General features: G+C 66.0%; 8 protein-coding genes. 6 read left to right on the top strand and 2 right to left on the bottom strand.

Annotated features, from left to right (window positions below; genetic code table 11):
• Positions 1-326 precede the first annotated feature (326 nt).
• The 3 genes from ACFSUD_RS18025 to ACFSUD_RS18015 are packed head-to-tail and all read left to right on the top strand — an operon-like array spanning position 327 to position 4,890.
• Positions 327-1,658: a UDP-glucose dehydrogenase family protein gene (locus tag ACFSUD_RS18025; protein ID WP_386375900.1), complete on the top strand. Its 1,332-nt coding sequence runs from the start codon at positions 327-329 to the stop codon at positions 1,656-1,658.
• Positions 1,659-1,672: 14 nt separating this feature from the next.
• Positions 1,673-4,057 (top strand): rhamnosyltransferase WsaF family glycosyltransferase, encoded by a 2,385-nt coding sequence (locus ACFSUD_RS18020; protein ID WP_386375899.1) that lies wholly within the window; start codon positions 1,673-1,675, stop codon positions 4,055-4,057.
• The gene (locus tag ACFSUD_RS18015) at positions 4,054-4,890 is read left to right on the top strand and encodes a hypothetical protein (protein WP_386375898.1); all 837 of its coding nucleotides are present in this window, start codon (positions 4,054-4,056) and stop codon (positions 4,888-4,890) included. Before ACFSUD_RS18020 ends, ACFSUD_RS18015 begins: the two co-directional genes overlap by 4 nt.
• 27 nt (positions 4,891-4,917) lie before the next feature.
• On the opposite strand, the gene ACFSUD_RS18010 is transcribed toward ACFSUD_RS18015, so the two are convergent.
• Positions 4,918-5,601 carry an ABC transporter ATP-binding protein gene (locus ACFSUD_RS18010; protein WP_386375897.1) on the bottom strand — a complete coding sequence of 228 codons (684 nt, stop codon included), beginning with the start codon at positions 5,599-5,601 and terminating at the stop codon, positions 4,918-4,920.
• 19 nt (positions 5,602-5,620) lie between these two features.
• Positions 5,621-6,826: a sugar transporter gene (locus ACFSUD_RS18005; protein ID WP_386375896.1), complete on the bottom strand. Its 1,206-nt coding sequence runs from the start codon at positions 6,824-6,826 to the stop codon at positions 5,621-5,623.
• An 82-nt stretch (positions 6,827-6,908) separates the two neighbouring features.
• Between ACFSUD_RS18005 and ACFSUD_RS18000 the strand changes: the two genes are divergently transcribed.
• From ACFSUD_RS18000 to ACFSUD_RS17990, 3 genes are all read left to right on the top strand, one after another.
• On the top strand, positions 6,909-7,739 hold the full coding sequence (locus ACFSUD_RS18000) for an ABC transporter permease (protein WP_386375895.1): 831 nt from the start codon (positions 6,909-6,911) through the stop codon (positions 7,737-7,739).
• A gap of 105 nt (positions 7,740-7,844) precedes the next feature.
• Complete coding sequence (locus tag ACFSUD_RS17995; protein ID WP_386375894.1) at positions 7,845-8,576, top strand: sulfotransferase family 2 domain-containing protein; 732 nt, start codon at positions 7,845-7,847, stop codon at positions 8,574-8,576.
• A gap of 221 nt (positions 8,577-8,797) precedes the next feature.
• Positions 8,798-13,105, top strand: coding sequence for a Calx-beta domain-containing protein (locus ACFSUD_RS17990; protein ID WP_386375893.1), 4,308 nt, complete (start codon positions 8,798-8,800; stop codon positions 13,103-13,105).
• Positions 13,106-13,119: the final 14 nt, after the last annotated feature.

The raw sequence follows: 13,119 nt of genomic DNA, 5'->3' as shown, positions 1-13,119 counted from the left end.
GCAGGCGGGCTGTCTCGAGGAGATCGCCTATCATCAGGGCTGGATCAGCGCCGCGGATCTGGAGGCGCGGGCGCGGAAATTCGCCAAGAACGATTACGGGAATTACCTGCGCAACATTCCGAATTCCTGAGCTCCGGGCGGACAGGGGCGGCGGGGGAAACCTGCGGTATTGATTGCCGCGGACTCCTCCCACCGAAACGCCGCCCGAGGATCAGTTGAATTGTCAACGTAAAACCTCTATCAGCGAATGGTAATAACGGGCTCAAAGACCCCCCGACATTCCATTCAATACTTGTGACACGGTTTCACGGCAAAGGCATATTCAGATGAAGATAGCGATGATCGGAACAGGCTATGTCGGCCTGGTCTCGGGGGTTTGTTTCTCGGATTTCGGGCATGAGGTGGTTTGCGTCGACAACAACCCGGCCAAGATCGACGAGCTGCAGGCCGGGCGGGTGCCGATCTATGAGCCCGGGCTCGAGGCGCTGATGAACCAGAACGTCGCCGCCGGGCGGCTCTCCTTCACCGGCGATCTGGCTGAAGCCGTGCAGGGCACCGAGGCGGTGTTCATCGCGGTCGGCACCCCGACCCGGCGCGGTGACGGCCATGCCGATCTGACCTATGTGATGGCCGCCGCCGAGCAGGTCGCGCAGGTGGCGACCGGGCCGCTGGTCATCGTCACCAAATCCACCGTGCCGATCGGCACCAACCGCCAGGTGCAGGCGGTGGTGGCCGCGGCCAACCCGGATCTCGATTTCGACGTCGCCTCGAACCCCGAGTTCCTGCGCGAAGGCGCGGCGATCGAGGATTTCATGAAGCCTGACCGGGTGGTGGTCGGCGTGCAGAGCCCGCGCGCCGCCGAGATCATGTCGGAGATCTACCGGCCGCTGTATCTGCGCGATTTTCCGATCATCGTCACCGATCTGGAAAGCGCCGAGATGATCAAATACGCGGCCAATGCCTTCCTGGCCACCAAGATCACCTTCATCAACGAGATCGCAGCACTCTGCGAAAAGCTCGGCGCCGATATCAAGCAGGTCTCCAAGGGGATGGGCATGGACCAGCGCATCGGCAAGCATTTCCTGCATGCCGGGCCGGGCTATGGCGGCTCCTGCTTTCCCAAGGATACCCGGGCGCTGGCGCGGATCGGCCAGGAAAACGCCTGCCCGATGCAGATCACCGAGGCGGTCATCAAGATCAACGACGAGGTCAAGCGCCGCATGGTCGAGAAGCTGCACATGCTCTGTGACGGCAGCTTCAACGGCAAGAAAGTCGCCGTGCTCGGGGTGACCTTCAAGCCCAATACCGATGACATGCGCGATGCTCCGGCGCTGACCATCATTCCGGCACTGGTGGGCGGCGGCGCGCAGGTCCGGGTCAACGATCCGCAGGGCCAGCGCGAAGGCGAGGCGCTGCTGCCGGGCGTGCTATGGCTTGACAGCCCCTACCGGGCCGCCGAGGATGCCGATCTGCTGGTGATCCTGACCGAGTGGAACGAGTTCCGCGCCCTCGATCTCAAGCGCATCGCCAGCTCGATGACCCACCCGCGGCTCGCCGACCTGCGCAATATCTACAACGGCACGGTGGCCAGCGAGGCCGGGTTCGAAGCCTATGAGAGCATCGGACGGGCGGGTCTCTCCGGATCGGGCTCGGCCTGAATGCGGGCAAGCCGATGAATGCCGATCCGGTGCGTGACCCCGGCCTGAACCCGTCTGCGGCGCGGCCCCTGGCCGCGCCCGACGTCTTGGTGGTGATGGCCGTCTATCGCCCGGAAGCGGCGCATCTGCAGGCGCAGCTGCAAAGCCTCGCGGAGCAGCAGGGCTGCCGACTGCGGCTGATCGCGGTGATCGCCGATACCGTCTCGGGCGCGCTGGTGCGTGAACAGGCAACGGCGCTGGGGCTCGACCTGCGCCTCGTGCCCTGCGATCAGGAACTCGACGCGGTGCGCGCCTTCGAGACCGGGCTGATCGAGGCGCTGGCGCAGATCGAGGAGATCGGCGGCGGCGGCGATGGCGCGGAACCGGCCATCGCGCTCTGCGATCAGGACGATATCTGGCACGGCGACCGGCTCGAACAGGGGCTCGCGGCCCTGCGCGACAGCGGCGCCCAGATGGTGCATAGCGATGCCCGGCTGGTGGCGGAGGATGGCCAGACCCTCCTGCAGCCCTCGATGTTCGCCTTTGAGCGGCGCTGGCGCCGCCCCGGGCTGCGCGGGCTGCTCTATCGCAACAACATCACCGGCATGACCCTGCTGATGCGCGCCGAAGTGGTGCGCCTCGCCCTGCCCTTCCCGGCCCAGAGCGGCGTGCATTTCTATCATGACCTGTGGCTCGGGCTGATCGCCGCGGCCACCGGCGGCGTGCGGCTGATCGACCGGCCGCTGGTCGATTACCGACAGCATGGCGGCAATGTCATGGGCGCGGTGGACCGGCAGGCGGGCTGGCTCAGAGGGCTGCACCGGCGCCGCCCCGATGCCATGTGGCTGCGCCATGAGGCGGCGAGCTACGGGCTAGCGCGCTATCTCGCCCATGCGCTGCACAGTCGGCTCAGCGATGCGGTGGCCGATGGGGATCTGCCGCCCGCGCGGCTGCGTCTCGCCGGCCTCTGGCCCTATCTGCGCCGGGGCGGGGCCGGGCTGCACGGGTTCGACATGGCCCGGCTGCTGCTCAGCGGCCAGCCCGGGCTGGCGCGCATCGCCGCCGGTTTCGGCGTGGTCTCCATGGGCCGGACGATCTGGACCCTGCGCCAGACCTTCGGCAGCGGCTGGCAGGAGACCGAAGAAGCCTTCGACGCGCGGCTCTATTCGCTCTCGCCGGGCATGGCACCGCCGCGTCCCCGCCTGAGCGCGGCCAAGCGCGAGAAGCCGCAACCCCATGACGATCTCGTCGACAGCCGCAAGGCGCCGCGCTGGCAGAGCGATTTCAGCGCCCCGGACCCCGCGCTGGTGGTGCTGGTGCCGACCCTGAACCCGACCGAGATCTTCGCCGGCATCGTCACCGCCTTTGACATCGGGCTGGGGCTGGCGGCGCGCGGCTTCCGGGTGCGCTTCATCGCCACCGACCTGCCGATGTCCTCTCCGGCCGCCTCGCGCAGCTTCCTGATGCGCCGCCTGTCGCCCGAGGCTGCCGCCAGCGGGGCGGCGGGCCGGGTCTCGCTGCATTGCGGGGTGCAGAACCCGACGCTCCCGGCCCATCGCGGCGACCTGTTTCTCGCCACCGCCTGGTGGAGCGCCCATATCGCGCAGCGCCTGATCGCCGAGCACGATCTCAAGCAAAGCCGCTTCTTCTACCTGATCCAGGATTACGAGCCGAATTTCTATCCCTGGGGATCGGAATTCGCCGATGCCATGGAAAGCTACGGTTTCGACTTCGAGCCGATCTTCAACACCGACCTGCTGCGCACCTATTTCGCCGCCCAGGGCTTTGCCTTCGCCGATGCCAAAGCGCTAGCCTTCCATCCGTCCATCGACATCGCCCGCTATGCTGCGCCGCCGCGCCCGGAGCGCGAGGGCGGGCCGCGCCGCCTTGCGCTCTACGGACGCCCGGAAGTGGCGCGCAACATGTATCCCAGCGCCATCGAGGCATTGGCCGGTTTTGTCGCCGCCGAAGGGCTCGGCTCGGCCGATATCGAACTGGTCTCGATCGGGCTCTCCCATGCGCCGGTGGACCTGCCCGGCGGGCTTCAGCTGGTCAGTCTCGGCAAGCTGCCCTGGGAGGATTACCCGGAATATCTGCGCAGCGTCGATCTCGGCCTGTCGCTGATGTATTCACCGCATCCGAGCCATCCGCCGATCGAGATGGCCGCCTCCGGGGTGCGGGTGGTGACCAATGGTTTCGGCCCCAAGAACCTCTCCGAGCTCAGCCCGGCGATCGCCTCGGTGCCGCCCACCGCCGCGGCGCTGACCGAGGCACTGCGCGCCGCCTGGGCGGCGGCGCCGGTGGCGCAACACGAGCGCGAACTCGACCTCACCCGCCTCGGGCTTTCCCAGGAGGCGATGCTCGACCGGCTCGCCGCGCGCCTTGGCGAGGTGTTTTCCAGAGACAAGGACGACAGATGACGCGACGCATCCTGCTGCATGTCGGCTCCCCGAAATGCGGCTCCACCTATCTGCAGCAGGTGATGCTGCAGAACCGCGACCGGCTCGAGCGCGCGCGCATCCGCTATCCCCATGACGGCAGTGGCCATCCCGGCAATGCCGGGGATCTCGCCGAACTGGACGCCGCGCGGCTGGCGGCGCATTTCGATGGCGGTATCGAGACGCTGATCCTCAGCCATGAAGACCTCTACTCGCTGTCCAAACGCGGCGACGCCCTGGCCGGGCTGGCGCGCGAACAGGGGATCGAGGTGCAGCTCATCGCCTTCCTGCGCCCGTTCAGCGAATTCATCTATGGCGATTATTCGCAATTTATGAAGCAGTTCTTCGACACGTTCCTCGCCGAGCGCCGCCCCTATGGCGGGCGCGATTTCGAAGGTTTCGCGCAGCGCCGCATCGACACGATGAAACCGGCCGCCTATCTGCGCCAATGGCAGGGCCGCTTCCCGCAGACCCCGCTGATCCTGGAGAGCCACCGCAACATCCGCCAGGTGATCACCGCCCTGCTCGGCGCCGAGCTGGTCGACAGTCTCGACTGGCAGGTCGATCCCAACCGGGTCAACCGCTCGCTGCGGATGCAGGATTGCGACAGCATCGCCGCGGCGATGCGCGACCCCGGGGTGGAAGCCGAGGAGATCAAGCAGATGTTCCGCGATGCCTTTCACCAGGTCGCGGAGTCCGACCCCGGAAAGACCGCCGAACGCACCGAATGGATCGAGACGCGTTTCGCACCCCAGAACGCCACGCTGCTGGCGGAATTCGGCTTTGACAACCGCCATCCGGCGCATCGTGGCTAGCCCGCCTCCGGGGTCTCCCGGGCGGCCCTAGCGGGGGCGGCCCGCCGCCTCCCTGCCGCGGGCCATCAGCTCTTCGTGAAAGGCGATGCCCTCTTCGACATCCTCGTAGAAATGCAGCCGCCCCTCGTGCAGCACCCCGACGTAATTGCACAGCCGCCGCACCTGACCCATCGTATGGGTCACCATCACCGCCGAACTGTCGGCCATCCGCTGGGCAAAGAGCGCCTCGCTCTTCTTCTTGAAAGTGGCATCGCCCACCGCCGTCACCTCGTCGACCAGATAGGTGTCGAACTTGATCCCCATCGAGACCCCGAAGGCGAGGCGGGATTTCATCCCCGAGGAATAGCTGCGGATCGGCAAATGGAAATGCTGTCCGAGCTCGGCGAAATCGGCGACGAAATCGGCCAGCTCATCGGTATCCACGCCATAGACCCGGGCGATGAAACGGGTGTTCTGCAGGCCCGAGAGCTCGGGATGGAAACTGCCCGCGAAACCCACCGGCCAGGAAATATGCCCGGTCGAGAGCACCTCGCCGGAATCCGGATGCATGGTGCCCGCGAGCATCTTCAGCAGGCTGGTCTTGCCCGCCCCGTTGCGTCCCAGGATCGCCACCGCGCGGCGGTCGGGAAAGACCGCGTTGATATTGTCGGCCACCACCTGACGACGGCCTTTCAGCACGAAGGTCTTGCAGACATTGCGCAGCTCGATCATTGCCCGCCCCGGCCTCCGCTCAGCGCCGGTCGCGCAGCGAATAATAGATCATCACCATGATCGCCCAGGAGATGAAGGCCAGCGCCGCCAGCATCCCCAAGAGCACCAGGCGGCGCGGATATTGCGGCGTCTCGGCCAGGGTCGGGGCTACATGCATGGCCAGGTAGCGCGACTTGCGCTGCGCCTCGGCAAAGGCCACATCACGCGCCGCCTGGGCCGAGAGATAGCTCTTCTGGGCGAATTCCAGATCGACCTGCAGCGCCTCGAATTCGCCGAGCAGCTCCGAATAGGCGTCCTTGCTGTCCACCACCGATCCGGCGCCGCCGAACTTGTCGCGCTCCTGCTCGATCAGCCCCTCGATGGCGGCGATGCGGCGGCGCGCCTGCTGCACCCGCGGGTCGCCCTCCGGCGTGCTGTTGTCGAGCAGCAGCCGCAGCTCGATCCCGGTGGCGGCAAGCTGGGATTGCAGCGTGTTGAGCAGCCCCATCTGGCCCTGGATATCGGCCGAGGGATCGACGATCTGGGTGCGGTTCTGGAAGGCGATCTTGGCCTGGCGGGTCTCCTTGAGGCGTTCCACCGCGCGGTCGAGCTCCTCCACCGCATAGCTCATCGCATCGGCCCGGGCGATTGCCGAGAGCTCGTTGATCATCCGGCTGCTCTCGTCGAACAGCGTCAGCGCGATGTCCTGGGCATCCTGCGCATCAAAGGCCAGCACCCGCACCTCGATCAGCCCGCTGGCGCTGTCATAGAAGACCTTGATCATCCGGTTCCAGTAATCGGCCAGCGCCTCGATCCTCGTGTCCTCGCCGAGGCTGAAGATCGGGTCTTCGGGGCGGTGGTAGATCCGGGTGAGGTCGAGCTTTTCATCGACCAGCCGCACGATCTGCTGGCTCTGGATGAATTCATAGAGAATATCGGTGTCCGAGGAGCTCGATCCCGACAGTTCGGTGATCCCACCAAGCAGCTCGATCGCCGAGCCCACCTCTTCCTTGCGCACCGAGAAGCCGACATGGCTGGCATATTGATCCTTGGCCACGCCATAGAGATACCAGGCGCTGAAACTCACCGGGGCGAGTACCCAGAGCACGAAGGACAGGATCAGCAGCAGGTGACGCCGCCGCATCCGCGCCGCCGGGGCGGGGCCGCGCAGCGGGGTGTCCGGTGCCGTTTTCAATTTGTCACCGGAGGTTTCCGCCGAGGCCGGAGTGTCGGATGCATCCTTCAAGGCATGTCTCTTTCCTATGGGGCGCAGGCCACCCAGATTGGGGTTTCCTAACAAACCCGCCGGTGCTACGCCAGAGCCCAGAATGACACAATCTGCCCAGCCCAGTACCGCCCCGGCCGCCCTGTCCCGGCATCTCCCGACGCCGCCGCGGCGCACCGGCATGCTGCGCACGGTGACGGCGCTGCTGCTTCGTGAGATGTCGACCACCTATGGCCGCTCGGCCCTGGGCTATCTCTGGGCGATCCTCGAGCCGGTGGGCGGCATCGCGCTGATGACCTTCATCTTCTCCTATGCGTTCCGCGCGCCCTCGCTCGGCACCAACTTCCCGCTGTTCTTCGCCTCGGGCATGCTGCCCTTCATGGCCTATATGGATGTCTCCCAGAAGATCGCAGTGGCGCTCCGGTTTTCCAAGGCGCTGCTGTTCTATCCCGGCGTCACCTATATGGATGCAATCCTGGCGCGCTTCCTGATGGCGGCGATGACCCAGGTGATGATCGCTGCGCTGGTGCTGAGCGGCATCATCCTGTTTTTCGACCTGCGGGTGATCCTCGACCTTCCCGCCCTGGCACTCGGCTTCTTCATGGCCTTTTCGCTGGCGCTGGGGATCGGCACGCTGAACTGCTACCTGCTCTCCACCTACCCGGTCTGGGAGCGCGCCTGGGCGATACTCAACCGGCCGCTGTTCATCATCTCCTGCATTTTCTTCGTCTTCGACACGATTCCGCAACCCTATCGCGACTGGCTTTGGTGGAACCCGCTGGTGCATTTGGTCGGCCAGGTACGGCACGGGGTCTATGCCACCTACGAGGCCGCCTATGTCTCGCCGCTCTACGTCTTCTCGATTGCGCTGGTGACCTTTGCCCTCGGCCTGCTGCTGCTGCGCCGCCATCACCGCGAGATCGTCAACAACTGAAGGCGGCGCGCCATTGCCGCTCCAGGCGCGATCTGCTAGGCGGAAAAAAACATTTCGGAGACCCCGATGGGCTGGCGCGGTTACATTCACATACCGGAAAAGACGGTGTTTTTCTGGTCCCAGAAGGCTGCCTGCACGAGCCTGTTCCACTTCCTGGCCGAAAATGTCGACGTGCCTCCCGAGAACAAGCGCTATTTCCACCTCAACAGCCAGTCCTACAAGCAATGCCTGCCCGCGATCCGCCGCCAGGGCTATCGCTCGGTGATCCTCGCGCGCCATCCGGTGACCCGCAGCATCAGCGCCTATCTCAACAAATTCTGCCTCTACCGCGGCAAGATCCTGCGCCAGCGCAAGGATCTCGAACCTTTCGCGCAGGAACTGCACGATCTCCATTGCGCGCGCCGCGGCATCACCGCGCCGCACGATCAGGCCAATACCATGAGCTTCCTCGAGTTTCTCGACAATGTCGCATCCCTGCACGCGGCGCGCCCGAAGACCGAATTGCCGGTCAACGGCCATTGGGAGACCCAGGTGCCGGCCTTCCTGCTCAAACAGGGGCTGCGCTATGACGACGTGGTGCATGTCGAGGCGCTGGAGGCCGAGCTCGGCTCGCTCGCCACACGGCTCGACATGCGTTACCGGCCGCGCCGGATGAACCGCACCACACTGGCCGAGAAGCGTCACCAGGGCCCGCTCGTCGATGTCCCCGCCCGCGATGTTGCGGCGCATGATTTCGGCTATGAGAACTTCATCACCGACGAGACCCTGACACGGATCGAGGCGCTCTACGCGGTCGACTTCCGTACTTTCGGCTACCCGCTGCGCCCGGCGCTCTGAGCAGGGCGCAGCGGCCCCCCTTGCGCGCAATGGCGCGCCTTTCCAACCGGTTCGCCCGCGATCTTCGCATTCTGCTGCCGTAACCGCATGCCTCGCCAGGCATGCACTGCCATGGTCCTGGCGAGGTTAATTGTGTCAGAAATGTGGCATATTCTTGACCGAATCTCACGATTTCGGTACGAATTTACATAATTTCTTTTACATTATTTCTGGAGATATTCATGGCCAGCATCATTTCCGTGACACCGTCTTCCGCAATTGAATCCGTTGGCAGTGGCTTTGGCGGCCTGCTGCAATTCGATGTCACCCTCTCGGAAGCCGCCAGCGACGCGGTCACCGTGTCCTATCGGCTGTTTCCCGGCACCGCCCTGATCGACCGGGATGTGCCGAGCCAGACCGGGCTGGTGACCTTCGCGCCGGGCGAGCTGACCCAGCGGGTGGAATTCCGCGCGCGCCATGACAATACCGCAGAAGCCGATGAATCGCTCTTCATGGAATTCTACGACCCCGAGGGCGGCAGCTTTGCCGGGGATGCCCAGACCCTGCGGGCGAGCGCCTTCATCCTCGATGACGACAGCACTACCAACACCCGCGGCCTCTTCGTTTCCGCTCCGGTGATCGTCGAGGGCGATACCGGCACCCGCCAGGCGGTGTTCGATGTGACGATCTCCGAAGCCTTCGCCAGCACCACCAGTTTCGATTTCGCCACCAAGGACGGCTCCGCCACGGCCGGGGAGGATTACACCGGCAAGACCGGCCAGGTCACCTTCGCGCCCGGCCAGCTGACGGCGCAGGTTACCGTGGACATCACCGGTGACAGCGACAGCGAAGCGAGCGAATATTTCCATCTCGTCGTGGAAACCGATGCCTCGATCGCCGATGGCGGCGCGGGATCGGTCGGCATGGCGCGGATCCTCGATGACGATTCCGGCGGCAGCCTGCCTAGTATATCCTTCGAGGCCAATGGCAGCGTCGAATCCATCGGCAGCGGTTTCGGCGGCGTGAACACCTTCGTCGTGCGGCTGTCCGAGCCGAGCAGCGACGCGGTCACGGTGCAGTACCGCAGCTTCCCCGGCACGGCGACCAATCATCTCGACTATCCGCAAAGCGATGGCACCGTCACCTTCGCGCCCGGCGAGACTTGGCAGGTGATCACCATCCGCGGCCGCCATGACAATCTGGCCGAGGCGGACGAAAGCTTCGGCGTCGAGCTTTACGATCCGCAGGGCGCGTCCCTGGCCGGCGGGGCCAAGACCCTGCGCGAGACGGTGTTCATCCAGGATGACGATTCCGTCGGCCAGAGCCGGGGCCTGCACGTGTCCTCCTCGATTGTCGTGGAGGGGGACAGCGGCAGCCAGGAGGTGCTGTTCGACATCATCATATCGCGCCCCTCGGATGTGCCGCTGACCTTTGCCTATACGACCCAGGATGTCGGCGCCAAGGCGGGCAGCGATTACACGGCCCAGAGCGGCAATGTCACCTTCGCGCCCGGCCAGACCCGGGCCAGCGTCGCGATCGAGGTGAGCGGCGATACCGCGATCGAGCCGACCGAATATGTGCAGCTCGTGCTCACCCCCGGCAGCGCGATCGGCGATGACGGCGCAGGCGCGGTGGGAGAGCTGACGATCCTTGACGATGACGCGGGGGGCAGCCTGCCGAGCTTCTCGGTCAGCGCCGGAAGCGCACCGGAATCGATCGGCAGCGGCTTTGGCGGCGTGCATGGCTTCGTGGCGACCCTGTCGGAGGCTTCCAGCGACGTGGTGCGCGTCGGCTACCGCACCCTCCCGGCCACGGCAACGGCGGAACAGGATTTCCCGCGCAGCACCGGCGTGCTCGAATTCGCACCGGGAGAAACTTCGCAGGTTCTGGAAATCCGCAGCAGCCATGACAATCTCGACGAGGACGACGAGGCTTTCGTGGTCGAGTTCTTCGACATTTCCGGCGCGGCCTTCGTAGGCGGTGCCAAGGTGCTGCGCGAGAGCTGCTTCATCATCGATGACGACGGCGTCGGGCTCGACCGCAGCCTGCAGGTCTCCTCGCCGGTGTTGCTCGAAGGGGATGGCGGCATCGTCACCGCGCGCTTCGAAGTGGCGCTGTCGCGGGTCGCCGACACGTCAGTGAGCTTCGATTATGCCACCCAAGACGGCAGCGCCACGAGCGGCAGCGATTATGTCGCGACCTCCGGCACGCTGACTTTCCTGCCCGGCCAGTCGCGGGCTTTTGTCGATGTCCAGGTCAACGGCGACACGAGCCGCGAACCGGCCGAGTTCTTTCAGCTGGTGGTCACGCCGACGAGCGCGCTCGGAGATGACGGGGCCGGATCGGTGGGCACGGCGCAGATCCTCGATGACGATGCCGCGGGCGGCCTGCCGAGCCTCTCGATCAGCTCGCATCCGGTGCTCGAATCCATCGGCAGCGGCTTTGGCGGCATGATCGACTGGGTGGTGACGCTTTCGGCGCCTGCCGTGGACGAGGTCAGCGTGAACTACCGCACGATCGACGCGACTGCGCTCGGCGGCACCGATTTCCCCGAACAGGCCGGTGTCCTGGTCTTCGCGCCCGGCGAAACCTCCAAGACGATCAGCCACCGGGTCAGCCATGACAATCTCGACGAGGCCGATGAATCCCTGGTGCTCGAATTGTTCGAGCCGGTCGGCGCGGCGCTGTCCGGCAACACGGCGCTGCTGCAGAAGAGCGCCTTCATCCTCGATGACGACGGGGTCGGCCTGAACCGGGCGGTCCATGTCTCGGACGTGCAGCTCTATGAGCCGGTATCGGGCAGCGCCACCGCGACTTTCGAGATCACCCTGTCACGGCCCTTCGACAGCGCCACCACGCTCAGCTATGAAACCATCGGCGTCACCGCGACGGCGGGGGCGGATTTCACCGCCGCCAGCGGCGCGATCACCTTCCAGCCCGGCCAGACCAGCGCCGCGGTCAATATCGAGGTGAAATCCGACGGCAACAGCGAGACCGCGGAGACCTTCCTGCTGTCGCTTCTCGCCCCCCTGCCCGCCACGATCACCGGCGCTCCCGAGGGCAGTCTCGGCACCGCGACCATTCTGGCTCCGCCCAACAGCCTGCCCACGGGGGCGGTGGTCATCGGCGGCAATGCGACCGAGGGCGCGACGCTGACCGCCCTGACCGGCGGGATCGACGATGCCGACGGGCTGGGCAGTTTCACCTATCAATGGAGCGCCGACGGCAGCGCCATCAGCGGCGCGACCGGCGCCAGTTTCAGCCCCGGACAGGATGAGGTCGGCGCGCAGATCCGCGTCATCGTCAGCTATGTCGATGGCGGCGGCACCGCGGAAAGCCTGACCAGCGCCCCGACCGGCGTTATCACCAACAACAACAATGCCCCGACAGGAACGATCGGCATTTCCGGCACCCTGCAGCCGGGCGCCACCCTGACCGCCGACACGTCGGGGATCGGCGATGCCGACGGGCTCGGCACCCTGTCCTATCAATGGCTGCGCGGCGGCAGCCCGATCGCCGGGGCCACCGGCGCTTCCTATGCGGTGAAGGCGGCGGATATCGGCTCGGTGCTGGGCCTGCGGGTCAGCTACACAGACGGGTTTGCCACGCCCGAGAGCCTGGTGCGCAGCATCGGAAAGGTGCCGGTCCCGCCGGGCACCGCCGGGAACGACCTCATCACCGGCGGCCCGCTGGCCGATCTGATCGAGGGCGGCGCGGGCGACGACACGCTGTCGGGTGCGGACGGCGATGACAGCGTGCTCGGCCAGGTCGGCCATGATTCCCTGCTCGGCGGGCCCGGCGATGACGTGATCTCCGCCTTTGACGGCAATGATTTCGTCGATGGCGGCGCGGGCAACGACATGATTGGCGGTGGGCTCGGCGATGACACGCTGCGCGGATCGGAGGGCAATGACACGATCGGTGCGGGTTTCGGCGATGACGTGATCGAAGGTGGCGACGGCCATGACGTGGCCGCCGGCGGCGCGGGCAACGACCTGCTGATCGGCGGGCTCGGCAATGACACGATGGGCGGGTCCTACGGGACGGATACGCTGCGTGGATCGGCGGGCGATGACAGCCTCGGCGGCGGCACCGGGCGCGACCTGATCGACGGCGGGGCGGGCCATGACGCGATCGGCGGCGGCGAGGGCGATGACACGATCGATGGCGGGGCGGGCCATGATTTCCTCGCCGGTGGCGGACGCGACGATTCCATCGACGGCGGCAGCGGCAATGACACGATCAACGGCGGGGCCGGAAACGACACGGTCAGCGGCGGGGACGGGGCGGACCTGTTCGTCTTCAACGAGTTCCTGGACGGGGATACCGACCTGATCCTCGGGTTCGAGGACGGGCTCGACAGCTTCCGGATGATCGGGGTCGAGAACGCGCCAGGTTCCGGCCTCGCGGGCTATCTCGATGCGCTCGACATCACCGAGACGCTGGTCGAGGGCGTGGCCGGGGTGCAGCTCAGCTACCAGGGACAGACCATCCTCGTCTCGGGCGTCTCGGCGGCGCAGCTCGGCCTCGAGGATTTCACCTTCCTCTGAGGCCCGCGCATGCC

This window comes from Sulfitobacter aestuarii, from assembly GCF_042685005.1.
In the GTDB taxonomy this organism is placed as follows: Bacteria; Pseudomonadota; Alphaproteobacteria; order Rhodobacterales; family Rhodobacteraceae; genus Sulfitobacter; species Sulfitobacter aestuarii.
The sequence above is the reverse complement of the archived record's forward strand: the minus strand, read 5'-3'. Positions and strand labels throughout refer to the sequence as shown.